Raw genomic sequence first — 15,180 nt, 5'->3', positions numbered from 1 at the left:
TCTATGCAAGAAACCTCTTTTCTAAACAAACTAAAAAAGGCTTATCAAAGCATTTATCTAAACAATTTGTTCTTTTACCTATTGTCTGGATTTGTGGTTTTGTTTGTTCTTAGTTTTTTCATCAAAGAACTCTACCTTCTTAGCCAATTGCTATTTGTAGTTTTTATAGGAATTGTTTGTTTTGATATTTACTTAGTTTTTAGAATTCAAAATGGAATTGAAGCCACTAGAACACTACCCGAAAAATTATCTAACGGAGACCAAAACACCATCAATATTCAACTAAAAAACAACTATCCTCTAGATGTTTTTATAGAAGTTATTGATGAACTTCCTGCTCAATTTCAAATTAGAGATTTTAGCATCCACACCAAACTAAGGGCACAGAGTTCTAAAACACTTTCTTATGATTTAGTTCCTACAGAAAGAGGAGCATATCATTTTGGACACACCCATGTTTTTGTGCATTCTATTTTAAATATGGTGACTAAAAAATATGTTTTAGGACAAGAAACGGTTACCAAAACATATCCTTCTTTTTTAAAATTAAAGCAGTTTGATTTAAAAACCATCAACAGTTTATCTTCTGCTTACGGAATTAAAAAAGTAAGACGAATTGGAAATTCTTTTGAATTTGAACAAATTAAGGAATACGTACAAGGCGATAATATTAAAGACATTAACTGGAAAGCTACGGCTAAAAAAAATCAGTTAATGGTCAATCAATTTGTGGATGAAAAAGCTCAGAACATTTATATGTTAATTGACAGAGGACGAACCATGAAAATGCCTTTTAACGGACTCAGCTTATTAGATTATGCCATTAATGCATCGTTAATTGTAAGTAATGTAGTTATTCAAAAGCAAGACAAAGCAGGTTTGTTTTCGTTTTCTAAAAACATCAATGACTATGTGTCAGCAGAAAGAAGAAATCATCAATTAGGTATGATTTTGGAATCTCTATACAATGTAAAAACAAATTACGAAGAAACAGATTTTGGAATTTTATACAGTGCTATAAAACAAAACATAAGGCAACGTAGCTTGCTACTGCTTTATACCAATTTTGATAGTATGGATGCCTTAGAAAGGCAAATGAGTTATCTTAGAGCCATTAACAAAAGTCATTTACTAATTGTTATTTTCTTTAAGAATACAGAAATTTTAAAACTTGCCAATAAAAAAGTAAGTACAGAACAAGAAATTGTCCAAAAAACTGTCGCAGAAAAATTTATTTACGACAAAGAATTAATGGTGCTAGAATTAAGCAAATACGGAGTAAACTCTATTTTAACAACTCCAGAAAACCTTACTATAGATTCCATTAACAAGTATATAGAAATTAAATCTAAAGGATTAATCTAAAAAATATGAGCAACCCACTTTTACAAGAATTTAACACACCTTACGGTACGGCTCCTTTTGAGCAAATAAAAAACGAACACTATCAACCTGCTTTTGAACAAGCCATTAAAAAGGCAAAAGAAGAAATTGATGAAATTACCAATAATAGCGAAGCCCCTACTTTTGAAAACACCATTAAAGCTTTAGATTTTTCTGGTCACACCTTAAGTAGAATTTCTTCTATTTTCTTCAATTTAAACTCGGCAGAAACCAACGATGAAATGCAAAAAATTGCACAAGAGGTTTCTCCTATTTTAACCGCTTTTTCTAACGATGTTAGTTTAAATGAGGAATTGTTTAAACGCGTAAAAGCAATTTATGAGCAACGTGATTCTTTAGACTTAACTATTGAGGAACAAACTTTATTAGAAAAAAAATACAAAGGTTTTTCTCGTAACGGAGCTAATTTAAATAATGACAAAAAAGAGGAATTAAGAAAAATAGACACTGAACTCTCTAAACTCTCTTTAACTTTTGGGGAAAATGTATTGGCAGAAACACAAAACTACGAACTGCATATCAGTAATGAAAAAGACCTAAGTGGTTTGCCAGAAGGTGCTATTGAAGATGCTGCCCAAACAGCCAAAGACAAAAACAAAGAAGGTTGGGTGTTTACCTTAGACTTCCCTAGCTACATTCCTTTTTTAACGTATGCTGATAACAGATCTTTAAGAAAAGAAATGGCCATTGCTGCCGGAAAAAAAGGATTTCAAGACAATAAAAACAATAACGAAAAAATTGTTTTACGCATTGTAGAATTACGTTGTAAAAGAGCTCAATTATTAGGTTACAAAAGTCATGCTCATTTTGTTTTAGAAGAGCGTATGGCTGAATCTGCTGATAAAGTAACCAATTTCTTAGAAAACATGTTGCAAAAAGCAAAACCTAAAGCTTTAGAACAATACAATCAACTAAAAGACTTTGCTCGTAAAAAAGATGGAATTGAAGATTTTCAGAAATGGGATGGTGCTTATTACAGTGAAAAATTAAAACAAGAACTATTCGACTTTGATGAGGAAATTTTAAAACCTTATTTTCAATTAGAAAACGTAATTAACGGTTCTTTTGAAATTGCCAAACGCTTGTACGGATTGCACTTTAAAGAAGTAAACAATATAGAAAAATATCATAAAGATGTTAAAACCTATGAAGTTACCGATGAGAAAGGCAATTTTATAGCGGTTTATTATGCTGATTTTCATCCTAGACCAGGAAAAAGAAACGGAGCTTGGAAAACGGGCTACAAAAGCCAATGGATTTTAGATGGCGAAAACTCTAGACCTCACATTTCTATTGTTTGTAATTTTACCAAACCTACAGCAAGCAAACCTAGTTTGTTAACTTTTAACGAAGTAACTACTTTGTTTCACGAATTTGGACATGCTTTGCACGGTATGCTAGCCAACACCACCTATCCAAGTTTATCTGGAACATCGGTTTCTTGGGATTTTGTAGAATTACCAAGTCAGGTCATGGAAAACTGGTGTTTTGAAAAAGAGGCTTTAGAGCTCTTTGCCAAGCATTACAAAACAGGAGAAATTATTCCTATTGAGTTGATCCAGAAAATTAAAAAAGCATCAAACTTTTTAGAAGGTCTACAAACGTTAAGACAATTGAGTTTTGGTCTTTTAGACATGGCATGGCACGGACAAAGCCCGGATAGTTTTGACAGCGGTAATGTAACAAAAAGTGTAAAAGAATTTGAAAAAGAAGCTTTTAAAAGCACGCAATTGTACCCTGATGTTGCAGAAAATTGTATGAGTACCGCTTTCTCTCACATCTTTCAAGGAGGATATTCTGCGGGTTACTATTCTTACAAATGGGCAGAAGTTTTGGATGCCGATGCATTTGAATACTTTAAAGAAACTGGAATTTTTAACAAAGAAACCGCTACTAAATTTAAAGACTTTGTACTAAGCCAAGGAGGAACCCAAAAACCAATGGAATTGTACAAACAATTTAGAGGTCACGAGCCCAAACCCGATGCTTTACTAAAAAGAGCAGGATTGTTGTAAATAAACATTTTTTCACCCCCTTTAAAAAGGACAATTTGTAAAACAAATTGTCCTTTTCTTTTTTCTTTTAAACAAGGATTAGTAGCTAATCAAACTTGTTTTTAAAAAACAAGTTAAAACACAAAAATATCCGATTGGGCTAATGATATACCCGATTGGGCTATTCAAGAAAAAAAAAATCAAATACATTTATGAATTATTAAATTTCATGTTTGGTGATTTCAATTAGAAAAGGATCTTTTCAAAAAAGACATTCATTATGCTAAGACATAAAATATTATTAATTCTTTTTTCCGCAGTATTTAGTGCTTTCACACTTATGAAGATGCACTATTTGTTATCCTTTATTAGTTTTGTTCCTGTTTTTTATTGCTTAACATCTCTAACAAAGAGAAAAGCGATATTACTAGGGTTTGTTTTTGGTTTTCTATATTCTTTATGTCTCTATTTTTGGATGACAAATGGCTTTATAAACTACTCTAGTAAAGCTATAGGATTGGCTATTTTATTTTTGTTTTTTAGTTGTTCTTTTTCAGGAGTCTATTTCTCACTCCTCTTTTGGATAAGCCAGTTTACATGGTTTAATAACAGCACTTCTCAATGCTACTGTTTCATAAATCGCATAACTATTGCTGCTATCTGGGTATTAGGAGAATTTATTTTAGCCTTAGTTCTTAAAGGGTTCCCATTTCATAGCTATCGTATAGGATTTCCTTTATGTGAAAACATTTATCTAATTCAATTAGCTCCTATTGGAGGACTTTCCCTATTAACCTTTGTTGTAATATTAACCAATATATTGTTCGCAGATTTTTTATTGTTAAAAACAAAAATCTCTTTATTAAAAGGTATCACTATTCCTTTCATTTGTTTTGCTATTAGTTTTATTACCTACAAAAGCTATCAACCACAAAATATAAAACAGCCTTTTAAAGTAGCATCTGTATCTGCCAACACAGACCCTAACACAAATTGGAGCCAAGCTAAGGTGAACCAAATGGCTAAAGATTATTTTTCCATTAGTAGAGAAGCTATCAAAAGTAGTCCTGATTTTATTATTTGGCCAGAGTCTACGATACCATGGACTTATAGTGAAAAAGATGATTTGTTAAATGAAATATTAAAAATTTCTAAAAACACAAACACCACTAATGTTTTAGGAATATTAACAACCGCCAACCAAAAAGAAGTCTACAATTCTGCATATTATTTTAAGCAAGAAAAGATTACAGGAAAATACCATAAGGAAACTCCTGTAAAAGGAACCGAAGTTCCTTTCTTAGGTTTTCTACTTCCCATGGCTAATGGTAACGAGTTTACTGTAAAAAAAGCATTAACAAATCATATTATTAACACTCCCTTTGGCAATGCAGGTACGTTAATATGTAACGAATCTACTATAGAACAAGCTGCTTTAAAACAAATCAAAACTAACAATGTTCATTTCTTCTTTAACCTTAGCAACGATGGTTGGTTTAAAGATTCTTATGTTGCCAAACATCATTTTTATTACAACCGATTACTTGCTGTTGAGTATAGAAAAGACATGGCTATTAGCAACAATTGTGGCTACAATGCTATTATTAAAAGCAATGGAAATATTCCTCAATACACCCAAAGAAATAAACCTACCGTAATACATGGAACCTTACAGGCAAACAGCAACAAAACCTTAATGAGTAAACATCCTTTAGGATTTATTTACTTATTGATTGCCTTATTAATAATCAATTATTCTATTCACTTTAAATTTTTACAGTTATGAAAACAAAATTACTTTATTTACTATTTTTTATTGGTATTTACACTGCCAGTGCTGACATTAGACAAACAGCTTACCGTTGGAGAAACGATGATGGAAATGAAACAACTGCTACCTGGAAAGCTAATATGAATGCCCCTATAACCATTGCCAATGATGGAAACTCAATTATAAGGCTTCGAGTTCAAATATATAATTATGATAATGCTAAACGTAATGCTGGTTTTAATCCAAAAATTATATACTCCACAGACTTAAACTCCACAACGAAAGAATTAGATAATACGGATAGTCATTTTATTTATGTAGACTCTCCAAACCTAACAGACGGAGAAGCTACAACCCAACAATTTGGTACTGAATCTTTCCAGCCTGCTGGTGTTAAAGAAGCCCCTCCTGCAGGCTCTAATATTACTCGTGGCTACTCTTTATCATATGCAACATACACAGAACTTGAATTTGTTATAAAACCTACAGAGGATGCTATCAACACCACATATTATTTTCGTCTTAACGGATTAACTGATACAGCGGGAAGCACCTTAGCATCATTAACCCTTGTAGATCCAACTACATTAAATAACAATACTTTAGAACCAGGTAGTTTTAGCTACAACAACCCTATAAACAATACTCTTAACATTGAGAGTAAAAATAAAATTACAAATGTAGTTGTTCATAATATTTCAGGACAAAAAATATTAGAAGGTAACTCAACTACTTTAAATACTGAGTCTTTGAATTCTGGAATCTATTTTGTTACTATCTCTACTAAAAACAATAAAAAAGCTATTTTTAAAATTGTTAAAGAGTAATTTTTACTTATACAATAAATCAACCTTAAGAGCTGTTTATCCAATTGATAAACAGCTCTTTTTTTGTAATTTTAAAGAAAATCGTAGATTATGTTTTCTAAAATTTTAAAAACTCTTTGTGTATTTATTTTGTTAATTACTGCATTTCATTGCAGTTCTTATCAACCAACTAGCCAAAAACAGATTCCCAAAGATATTAGTGTAACAGACACCATTAAAATTGTTCATAAAGCATCTAACTATGAAATTATTATTATAGACCCTGGTTTTAATTTTTGGTTACTCAGTACCGCCAAACAAAGAGGGTTTTACAATCAAGCTTATTTAGAAAATAAAAACCTTCAATTTGTGACTACTTGGAATATACGAGCTAGTCAACCCTTAACTTACTCTTCAGATTTGTATACTATGCAAATAAATTACGACTCTAACATTAATTATGGCTACGAGGTTAATTATTTGCTTTACAACTACTTTCTATATTTTCAACAAAAGTATCGTCAAAACTTATCCAATGCCAAGTAAAGCATTGTTTATGAAACTAACTAAACGTTTAAAAAGAAGTATAGAACTAATTCTACTCTTTATTCTCTATCCTATTTTATTGGGAATTAACAGTATTCCTTTAAGCATTAGACTTAGTTTTGCTCCGTTTGTTGCCATCTATATTATTTATCTAAGTTATAAACACCGAAAAAAACTCTTTAAAAAAAGAAAACAAGTTAAACCTCGTCAGTTTTGGTACAAAGTAAGTTTACGTTGGCTTATAATAGCTATTGCAACTATTTTGTATGTGCTATCTATGGATCCAAACTTATTGTTTAAATCTATTTTAACCCGTCCAATTTTATGGATCGAGATGATTTTTATCTATACTTTTTTATCTGTAATTCCTCAAGAATTCCTCTATCGGATTTTTTATTTCCAACGATATAGATTTCTTTTTAAAAACTCACCAATTTTCTTTTTGGTAAATGCTTTTGTTTTTTCTATTGCTCACCTTATGTTTCAAAGCTTTTTAGTTTTAGGAATTACCTTTATTGGAGGTTATTTATTTGCATATACCTACCACAAAACCAAATCTATGTTTTGGGTTAGTGTAGAACATCTTATTTACGGAGGCTGGTTATTTACTGTAGGTATGGGAAAAATGTTAGGCTTTCCTATTTAAAATAACTAAAAAATCAACAAAAAGCAGAAAAACGTTATTTGATGATGTTTGATTAAAACTCTTGCGCTCTTTTATTTACTTTTGTTATTCATAAGAAAAAAAAACTTTCATGAACAAGTACGATGTAACCGTAATCGGTTCTGGACCCGGAGGATATGTAGCAGCTATACGTTGCGCACAATTAGGATTAAAAACTGCTATTATAGAAAAGTACAGCACTATGGGTGGTACTTGTTTAAATGTAGGATGTATTCCATCTAAAGCATTATTAGATTCGTCTCACCACTACCACGATGCCTTGTCTCATTTTGACAAACACGGAATTGGGGTTGACAATATTACCTTAGATTTTCCTAAGATGATTGAACGTAAAGCTGAGGTTGTTTCTCAAACTTCATCTGGAATCAATTTCTTAATGGATAAAAATAAAATTGATGTGTACGAAGGTCGTGGAGAGTTTTTTGATACGACACACATCAACATTCATAAAAATGATGGTTCTGTGGAAAAAATTGAATCTGCAAAAACCATTATTGCTACAGGATCTAAACCAGGATCTTTACCTTTCATTAATATTGATAAAGAAAGAGTCATTACATCTACCGAAGCTTTAAAATTAAAAGAAGTCCCAAAACACTTAATCGTGATTGGTGGTGGAGTCATTGGACTGGAATTAGGACAAGTTTACAAACGTTTAGGAGCAGAAGTTTCTGTGATAGAATACATGCCTAAAATTGTTCCTGGAATGGATGCTATGTTATCTAAAGAATTGCAAAAATCTTTAAAGAAACAAGGACTTAAATTCTTTGTAAGCCACAAAGTAACATCGGTAACCAATACAGGAGATGGTGTAAAAGTAACAGCTGACAACAAAAAAGGAGAAGAAGTTGTTTTTGAAGGAGATTATACTTTAATTTCTGTAGGTCGTGTTCCTTTTACCAAAGGATTAGGATTGAACAATATTGGAATTAAAACCACTCAAAGAGGACAAATAGAAACTAATGACCATTTGCAAACCAACATCGAGAACATTTATGCCATTGGTGATGTAGTAAAAGGTGCTATGTTGGCTCACAAAGCAGAAGAAGAAGGAACCATGGTTGCGGAAATTATTGCTGGTGAAAAGCCACATATTAACTACAACTTAATCCCAGGTGTTGTGTATACTTGGCCAGAAGTTGCCGCTGTTGGTAAAACAGAAGAGCAATTAAAAGAAGAGGGTATTGCTTACAAATCGGGTTCTTTTAACATGAGAGCTTTGGGTAGAGCAAGAGCTTCTATGGATACGGATGGACAAGTAAAAGTTTTAGCAGATGCCACTACCGATGAAATCTTAGGAGTTCACATGATTGGTGCGCGTGCTGCAGATATGATTGCAGAAGCCGTGGTTGCTATGGAATTTAGAGCATCGGCAGAAGATGTTGCTAGAATGTCCCATGCACACCCTACCTATACAGAAGCTATCAAAGAAGCTTGTTTGGCTGCTACTGCAGACAGAGCTATTCATGCTTAAAAAATTTAAAATACAAACCTAAAAAAATCCCTCTTGAAAATTCAAGAGGGATTTTTTATACGAATAACTCGTAATTATCTTTTATAATACGTCACTATACTAGCTTTGGCAAGCGTGTTGTTCCACAAATAAAAACCAACTGTAGCAGGGTTTGTATTTGTATCTAAACCTAATGTATCTGTTTTTAAAGCGTGGACTGTAATTATATACTGATGCACTCCATGTCCTTCTGGCGGACAAGGACCACCATAACCAGGTTTTCCATAATCTGTAATACTTTGCACAGCACCTTTGGGAGCTAATTTTAACGCTATATTTCCAGCATTGCTCACCAACTCGTTTACATTTGCAGGAATATCAAATACTACCCAATGCCACCATCCACTTCCCGTAGGAGCATCAGGATCGTACATGGTAACTGCAAAACTTTTAGTTCCTTCTGGAGCATTACTCCAAGACAATTGTGGCGATTCATTTTTACCCGTACATCCAAACCCATTAAATTCTTCTGTAATGGTTCCTTGCCCTCCCAATGTTTTACTTGTTAATGTAAATGTTTTTTGAGCAAACAAAGTGCTTCCTAACAAGAACAAAACAAGACTAAATTGATATAATTTTAGTTTCATATGATTTTATTTTAGTTCCCTAAAGTTAGTAATCCTTAAGAAACAGTCCTAAATTTGTGTTTTATATTATTCCTATATGAACAAACCTATTCCCACACCCAAAGCCTGTTATCTTATTAAAGATAAAACCTATGCATATTGTACTTGTAATCACAGCATAACCAAACCTTATTGTGATGGTAGCCATAAAGGAACACAACACAAACCTTTGCTGTTTAAAGTACCTAAAAATGAAAAGACATTTTTATGCACCTGTGGTAGTACTAAAGATGCTCCTTACTGTGATGGATCGCATTAATTTATAGTCTTTCTAAAGTTATTTCTGGTTAGTTTTAATACTTAACAAAAACAACTTATAAATGCCTGTAATAGAATTAAAAAAAGGAAAAACGTATAAATATTGTACTTGTGGACATTCACAAGTAATGCCATTTTGTGATAGTGCTCATGCAACCAAAGGCGGAGGAAAACCTATTTTATTTACACCCGAAGAAGATGGTGATGTTGCTTTGTGTGGATGTGGTAAAAGCAGTAACAAACCCTATTGTGATGGAAGTCACAACTCATAAATAAAAAAGCCTATGAAGAAAACTTCATAGGCTTTTTGTTCCCTTGTTCACCTAAAACATTAATTAACTTTATCTAAAATTTCCTCTGTATTTGCCTTTAAAAATGCACTACTTGCATTGTACAATCCTTCTGCGTATTTTTTACTGTCTACTTTTATCCAGGTTGCATTTTTAGAAAATCTGTTTTCCACAGTTACTAAAGTCATTCCCCCTATTTGCTGATAGTTATTAGAAAAAGAAGTTGGCACTACGGTTTGTTGTTTTTGGTAAGCTCTTATCTTGTCTTTTTTCATCACTCCTTGAATCTCGATAGACTTTTTAATTCCTCCGTTATATTGACCTATAGCACTTGCTGCTATTTTTGCTTTTCCGTAAACAACATCTACAGAAGAAGTAATATTTTTTGATGTCATAGCTCCTTTAATACCTATACTCCCAAACACTCCTAATTTGGTTGGTTCTTTAGGTGATTGTACTGTGTAATTATTAGCCAATCTTAAATTTGTATTTATTTTTACTTTGGCTACTTTGTCTAAACTTCCTAAATTAAAACCTTTAGATGCAATTTCAGAAAACATAATATACACGTTAACATCTATTACCAAAGCATTGTCTAACTCTTTAGAAATAACGGGAGTTTTAAGACCTTTAAAAATTTGATTTAACTTTTTTGATACCTTAGATCTGTTTTTAAATAAATATGAATATCCATTAGGAACACAAGTTAGCACTCCTGGCAATTCAGATTCTCTTACAAAAGGTCCTGTTGCTTTTTCCCACCCCTCAAAAGTTTCTATTTTGCTTGCTTCATCAGCAGTAATTATTTCATAACCTTTAGATGTAAAATCATTTACAAATTCCTTGTATAATAAATCTGTTTTTTCCTGAATGTCATCTTTTTGAACACCATCTAATCCAACAGCGGCTCTTGCTGTAGCAGATCCTACTTTTTTACCTCTGGTTCCATTGTATCCGTTTTTATAATCAACGGCTTCTTTATAAACTTCATAGTAAATATTAAACGATTTTATAAATACTTTTTTAGTTTCTTTTTTTGCTTTCTTTAATCCAAACTCTCTGGTTTTTAGTTTTACCTCTGAAATTTGTTGAGCATTTGCTAATGAAATAGTCAACATAGCAATTAATAGTAATCTTGTTTTCATGTTTTTAGTTTTAGTTGTTGCTTATTGTTGTTTTTACACCCCTATAATCTGACCTGTAAATGTAGTTTCTGTTCCATCTTCTGCTTTCATTACCAAGTCTTTAAACGTTACATCTATTTTAGATTCATCGTTACTATTAGTGGTTACCGTAACAGTTCCCGATTGTGCAAACCAAGTTTTAGAATCGTGGCTATAAAAAACAATGGTTACTTTTCCAGCTCCTGGGGTTACATTAATTCCTTCAGATGCTAAAACTGTGTAAGTTCCTGTATTGATCGATTTCATTAAATCGAAATAAAAGGTTAAAGCAGCACTGCTTGATTGACATGGCTTGGAAATAATATGCACAGTAGATACCAAGGGTTTGCTTTGTGATACTGGTGCACATTCTATATTATCATCTGTAAAAAAGTAATAAGATTCTATTTTGTTTTCTCCAGGATTTTCTGTTACAATATCTGTTACTACAGTTATTAAAGAAGCATATAACGTATTGGTTGATGTTTTAAAAACATTGACTTCATTTATAAAATTTTCTGTGGTTAAAGACAACGCATAAGACACATCGTTTTTAGCATCTTTCCAAACATATTCTTTTCCGCTTATAGTAAAAACAAGCAACTCAATTTCATCTCCATCATTTTTTGCTGGATTGGTATCTATAAACAACATTCCAGAACTTGAAAATGTAAACGTTAATTTTTGATTGGTTACAAAAGGAGCATTTTCTATGGCCGTTTCTGTGTTAAACTGAACTACTTGGGTAGGATATTTAGATTTTAAAAGGTCCATAAACTCTGTTTGTGCAGTAGTTAATTCTTTGGTGTCTATGGAGTTGTCAGATTCATCAGATGAACAACTTGTTAACACACTTAAAAATAGACTTAAGAATAAAAATAGTTTAAAAAAAAATGGTTTTTTCATCATAATAGTTAATTTTAGAAACAAAGGAATGGCTTAAAACAACGTTTGTAAATACGGTATTTACCGTATTTTTAATACAAGCCCATTTCATAAGTAAACCTTATAAGACCTGCTACGTTATGTACATTTATTTTTTTCATTAAATTGGTTCTGTGCGTATCTACAGTTCTTGGGCTTATGCAAAGGTTTTCTCCTATTTCTTTATTGGTAAACCCTTTAGAAAGTTCTTTTAAAACCTCTATTTCTCTTTTAGACAACTCTTTTACTATTTTTTGATTTTGATTGGCTGTATTCAGTATTTTTGATTGACTAGATGTAGAATCTGTAAAATTTTGTTCAAAAATTTTATCTCCTTTTTGTACTTCTATAATTGCATCTATTAATACAGATGATGTGGTTGTTTTTAACAAATAACCATTTACTCCAACATCGTACAACATTTTTACAATTGATTTTTCTTGATACATAGACAACATAATAACTTTAGTAGAAATGTTGTGTTTTAAAATATATTTTGCACAATCGATTCCATTTATTTCGGGCATTTCAATGTCTAACAAAATAACATCAACCTTATTTTGCTCTAAAAAATCAATTGCTTCTTTTCCGTTGCTAACAATGGCTACTACCTGTATTTCTGCTGTTGTTGCTAAGCTATTTTTAATACCTTGTGCCATTAACGGATGATCATCGGCTACTAAAACTTTTATCATTTCCATGGAATTTTAACCGTTATTATTGTTCCTTTTTCAAGATTAGACTCTATTGAAACTTTTCCTTGTAACAAGGTTGCTCTTGTTTGAATATTGTCTAATCCTACTCCTTTTTTTAATTCTAAAACAGGAAAACCTACTCCATCATCTTCTACCTTTAGCAGCACATTAGTTTTGTTTTTTAACAACAAAAAAGAAACTCTTTTGGCTTTGCTGTGTTTGATGATATTTTGAATAAGTTCTTGAGATATTCTGTATAAATTGTGTTCTATTTTAGAATCGAATCTATGATCTACGTTAAAATCATTAAACTCAAAACCAATATCGGTATACTGAAAACTAGATTCTAGCAAATCCATCAATGCAAATTTCAACCCTAGATCTGTCAATGCTTTTGGCATCATTCTATGAGATACGTTTCTTAAATCTTGGTTTATGTAAGACAATTCAGAAACAATGGTTGTTCGTTTTTCTTCGGATAAATTTTTTACATTATTTCTCATGCACAAAATAACCGTTCCTATTTTTTGCACAATACCATCGTGTAGTTCTTTGGCTATTCGTATTCTTTCTTCTTCTTGGCTGTTTAACATTTTTTGCAAATACAATTGCTCTCTTTTTTGGTTCTGTTCTAAAACCAATTTGTGCTTGTAACCTATGGCTAGTGAAAAACAAATGTTTTCTAAAATTAAACCTATGTAAAAAACTGTAAATCGTATTTCATTTGTTTCATCGCTCCCTAGAACATGATGCAACAAAACCCCTGTCATAGAACTTATGAACAAAATAAAAGAACCCCAAATAATATAACTTTTACCTATAAATGAAAACTTAAACAAAGCTATATACCCAATAATTGTAGGCACAAAAATGGCGGGTATAAAAAACAGATGAAACGTGTTAAAAATATAGCTATTATTCTGGGTTATTAAAGAAATAACTTGTGCTACAGTTCCCACAAAAACAATAAAAATTAAGGGATAAAAAATGTATTGAGTCCATTTTTTAGATTTGCTGCTAATTCCTACAAATTCAAACGCAAACACAAAATACATAGCATTGTAAAGAAACTTAGAATACACATCAAATTTTTCTAAACTACTTTGAATTGGAGCTATAATTTGTGAAGTAATATTGTTTTTGGCCAAACAGATGTAACCAAAAATGGTTAAGAACGTATATAACGAATAATACAAATAAGCCTTGTCTTTGTTCTGAAAAAACAAAAACAAATGATAAATAGATAATATGAAAAGTACTCCTAGAACAAATTCTAAAATACCGTTTTCATTAGGATGACTAAGTAGCTCTACCAAATTCATAAAATACAATGAATGGTAAAAGTATTTTATGAAAAATAATCCTATTTACAAAAGTTAGAAAAAGATGTCTCAAAAAATAGGATTGAGACAGTTAAACTACGATAAATACTGAGAAGGAGTCTGTTGTGTCTCATTTTTAAAAGCTCTGTAAAAAGAAGCTCTACTTTTAAATCCAGAAAGTTCAGAGATAGCTTCTATAGTAATTGTATCTGATTTTTCTTTTAAAAGAACTTTAGACTCTTCTACTCTGTAATGATTTATCAATCTAGAAAAAGATTGTTGCATTTCTTTATTAATAATTGAAGAAACTAATTGCTGAGAGGTATTTAAATCTTTTGCCAAATCAAAAATGGTATAATCTGGATTTAAATACGTTTTATTACTTTTTAAAAACTCCATAATATCATTTGCGTGTAACTCTCGTTTGCTAATTTCTATTTTGGAGTCTTGTATGTTGTTTAAATCCAATAATTTTAAATCTTTTAAAAAAATGGCATAGGTGTCTTTGTTAAAAATTACTCGGTATTCAAAAGCAAAATAAACAATAAAAAAGTTGATGCAAATAATTACCAAAGGCAGTACAATATACTCTACCAAATACATTGGAATTGTCGCATATAAAATCAAACTTATAATGTTTAACACCCAAACTAGGGTAATAAAATTTTGAACAAAGCCTACTTTAAGCGTACTTCTTGTAGAAAACACATCTTTTATTTTATTCTTAAACTTAAAAACTCTAATAGCAGCTATTGTGAAATAAACTTGTTGCATTATAATAAACAACAAATTAATCACCAATTGCCCCATAGGGAACTCTTCGTTTTTAAGGCCTTCTAGAAATTGAATCTTTAAGTTTTCAGGCAAACTAAAAAACTCTAAAAACTGATAAAAATTATAGCAAATAATCAATCCTGTTACCCAAAACAAGCCATAGGTTAGTTTTACTTTTTTACCACACATTAAGCTTGTATAGTAAAACACTAAGGGTGCAAACAACATAGAAGTTCCTTGCACAAAAAAGAAAAGGCTTCCGTATAAAAAAGGAGCATTGGCACTACCCCCTAACAGATTAATTGTATTAGAAATAAAATTAAACCCTGGTATTAAAATAATAAGAGCCAAAAGTCTATTCAATATATTCTCTTTCCTAAATAATAGAAAAAAGAAAAACAAAATTTGA

At 31.3% G+C, this 15,180-nt stretch carries 15 protein-coding genes; 9 read left to right on the top strand and 6 right to left on the bottom strand.

The window, feature by feature from the left end; all coding sequences use genetic code 11:
- The first annotated feature begins 3 nt into the window (after positions 1–3).
- From GGR97_RS01525 to lpdA, 7 genes are all read left to right on the top strand, one after another.
- Positions 4–1,365: a DUF58 domain-containing protein gene (locus tag GGR97_RS01525; protein WP_167896652.1), complete on the top strand. Its 1,362-nt coding sequence runs from the start codon at positions 4–6 to the stop codon at positions 1,363–1,365.
- 5 nt (positions 1,366–1,370) lie between these two features.
- On the top strand, positions 1,371–3,419 hold the full coding sequence (locus GGR97_RS01520) for a M3 family metallopeptidase (protein ID WP_167896651.1): 2,049 nt from the start codon (positions 1,371–1,373) through the stop codon (positions 3,417–3,419).
- A 259-nt stretch (positions 3,420–3,678) separates the two neighbouring features.
- Positions 3,679–5,184, top strand: coding sequence for an apolipoprotein N-acyltransferase (gene lnt, locus GGR97_RS01515; RefSeq protein WP_317165735.1), 1,506 nt, complete (start codon positions 3,679–3,681; stop codon positions 5,182–5,184).
- A complete protein-coding gene (locus tag GGR97_RS01510; RefSeq protein WP_167896649.1) occupies positions 5,181–5,996 on the top strand; it encodes a T9SS type A sorting domain-containing protein in 816 nt (271 codons plus the stop codon). Before lnt ends, GGR97_RS01510 begins: the two co-directional genes overlap by 4 nt.
- A gap of 90 nt (positions 5,997–6,086) precedes the next feature.
- Positions 6,087–6,521 carry a DUF6146 family protein gene (locus GGR97_RS01505; protein WP_167896648.1) on the top strand — a complete coding sequence of 145 codons (435 nt, stop codon included), beginning with the start codon at positions 6,087–6,089 and terminating at the stop codon, positions 6,519–6,521.
- Between the two features lie 10 nt (positions 6,522–6,531).
- Positions 6,532–7,167 carry a CPBP family glutamic-type intramembrane protease gene (locus tag GGR97_RS01500; RefSeq protein WP_167896647.1) on the top strand — a complete coding sequence of 212 codons (636 nt, stop codon included), beginning with the start codon at positions 6,532–6,534 and terminating at the stop codon, positions 7,165–7,167.
- A gap of 109 nt (positions 7,168–7,276) precedes the next feature.
- Positions 7,277–8,680: a dihydrolipoyl dehydrogenase gene (gene lpdA, locus GGR97_RS01495; RefSeq protein WP_167896646.1), complete on the top strand. Its 1,404-nt coding sequence runs from the start codon at positions 7,277–7,279 to the stop codon at positions 8,678–8,680.
- A gap of 74 nt (positions 8,681–8,754) precedes the next feature.
- Here lpdA and GGR97_RS01490 read toward each other — a convergent pair whose 3' ends face one another.
- Complete coding sequence (locus tag GGR97_RS01490) at positions 8,755–9,306, bottom strand: YbhB/YbcL family Raf kinase inhibitor-like protein (RefSeq protein WP_167896645.1); 552 nt, start codon at positions 9,304–9,306, stop codon at positions 8,755–8,757.
- Between the two features lie 76 nt (positions 9,307–9,382).
- On the opposite strand from GGR97_RS01490, the gene GGR97_RS01485 reads away from it, so the two are divergent.
- Positions 9,383–9,604 carry a CDGSH iron-sulfur domain-containing protein gene (locus GGR97_RS01485; RefSeq protein WP_167896644.1) on the top strand — a complete coding sequence of 74 codons (222 nt, stop codon included), beginning with the start codon at positions 9,383–9,385 and terminating at the stop codon, positions 9,602–9,604.
- Positions 9,605–9,665: 61 nt separating this feature from the next.
- Positions 9,666–9,875 (top strand): CDGSH iron-sulfur domain-containing protein, encoded by a 210-nt coding sequence (locus tag GGR97_RS01480; protein ID WP_167896643.1) that lies wholly within the window; start codon positions 9,666–9,668, stop codon positions 9,873–9,875.
- A gap of 59 nt (positions 9,876–9,934) precedes the next feature.
- Here GGR97_RS01480 and GGR97_RS01475 read toward each other — a convergent pair whose 3' ends face one another.
- The 5 genes from GGR97_RS01475 to GGR97_RS01455 form a co-directional block, all read right to left on the bottom strand.
- Positions 9,935–11,038, bottom strand: coding sequence for a hypothetical protein (locus GGR97_RS01475; protein WP_167896642.1), 1,104 nt, complete (start codon positions 11,036–11,038; stop codon positions 9,935–9,937).
- Between the two features lie 33 nt (positions 11,039–11,071).
- Positions 11,072–11,962: a hypothetical protein gene (locus tag GGR97_RS01470; protein ID WP_167896641.1), complete on the bottom strand. Its 891-nt coding sequence runs from the start codon at positions 11,960–11,962 to the stop codon at positions 11,072–11,074.
- A 71-nt stretch (positions 11,963–12,033) separates the two neighbouring features.
- The gene (locus GGR97_RS01465) at positions 12,034–12,675 is read right to left on the bottom strand and encodes a response regulator (RefSeq protein WP_167896640.1); all 642 of its coding nucleotides are present in this window, start codon (positions 12,673–12,675) and stop codon (positions 12,034–12,036) included.
- A complete protein-coding gene (locus GGR97_RS01460) occupies positions 12,672–13,997 on the bottom strand; it encodes a sensor histidine kinase (protein ID WP_167896639.1) in 1,326 nt (441 codons plus the stop codon). The genes GGR97_RS01465 and GGR97_RS01460 overlap by 4 nt, the downstream gene beginning before the upstream one ends.
- Positions 13,998–14,093: 96 nt before the next feature.
- Positions 14,094–15,122, bottom strand: a complete 1,029-nt coding sequence (locus GGR97_RS01455) for a helix-turn-helix domain-containing protein (protein ID WP_167896638.1) — start codon at positions 15,120–15,122, stop codon at positions 14,094–14,096.
- Positions 15,123–15,180: the final 58 nt, after the last annotated feature.

This window comes from Wenyingzhuangia aestuarii, from assembly GCF_011927765.1.
GTDB classification, from domain to species: domain Bacteria; phylum Bacteroidota; class Bacteroidia; order Flavobacteriales; family Flavobacteriaceae; genus Wenyingzhuangia; species Wenyingzhuangia aestuarii.
This window is presented reverse-complemented; position numbering and strand designations above follow the sequence as displayed.

What these genes read in the sequence shown, in the direction of transcription:
- GGR97_RS01525 (WP_167896652.1), top strand. Translation starts at nt 4, where the DNA reads ATGCAAGAAACCTCTTTTCTAAACAAACTAAAAAAGGCTTATCAAAGC.
- GGR97_RS01520 (WP_167896651.1), top strand. Translation starts at nt 1,371, where the DNA reads ATGAGCAACCCACTTTTACAAGAATTTAACACACCTTACGGTACGGCT.
- lnt (WP_317165735.1), top strand. Translation starts at nt 3,679, where the DNA reads ATGCTAAGACATAAAATATTATTAATTCTTTTTTCCGCAGTATTTAGT.
- GGR97_RS01510 (WP_167896649.1), top strand. Translation starts at nt 5,181, where the DNA reads ATGAAAACAAAATTACTTTATTTACTATTTTTTATTGGTATTTACACT.
- GGR97_RS01505 (WP_167896648.1), top strand. Translation starts at nt 6,087, where the DNA reads ATGTTTTCTAAAATTTTAAAAACTCTTTGTGTATTTATTTTGTTAATT.
- GGR97_RS01500 (WP_167896647.1), top strand. Translation starts at nt 6,532, where the DNA reads ATGAAACTAACTAAACGTTTAAAAAGAAGTATAGAACTAATTCTACTC.
- lpdA (WP_167896646.1), top strand. Translation starts at nt 7,277, where the DNA reads ATGAACAAGTACGATGTAACCGTAATCGGTTCTGGACCCGGAGGATAT.
- GGR97_RS01490 (WP_167896645.1), bottom strand. Translation starts at nt 9,306, where the DNA reads ATGAAACTAAAATTATATCAATTTAGTCTTGTTTTGTTCTTGTTAGGA.
- GGR97_RS01485 (WP_167896644.1), top strand. Translation starts at nt 9,383, where the DNA reads ATGAACAAACCTATTCCCACACCCAAAGCCTGTTATCTTATTAAAGAT.
- GGR97_RS01480 (WP_167896643.1), top strand. Translation starts at nt 9,666, where the DNA reads ATGCCTGTAATAGAATTAAAAAAAGGAAAAACGTATAAATATTGTACT.
- GGR97_RS01475 (WP_167896642.1), bottom strand. Translation starts at nt 11,038, where the DNA reads ATGAAAACAAGATTACTATTAATTGCTATGTTGACTATTTCATTAGCA.
- GGR97_RS01470 (WP_167896641.1), bottom strand. Translation starts at nt 11,962, where the DNA reads ATGAAAAAACCATTTTTTTTTAAACTATTTTTATTCTTAAGTCTATTT.
- GGR97_RS01465 (WP_167896640.1), bottom strand. Translation starts at nt 12,675, where the DNA reads ATGATAAAAGTTTTAGTAGCCGATGATCATCCGTTAATGGCACAAGGT.
- GGR97_RS01460 (WP_167896639.1), bottom strand. Translation starts at nt 13,997, where the DNA reads ATGAATTTGGTAGAGCTACTTAGTCATCCTAATGAAAACGGTATTTTA.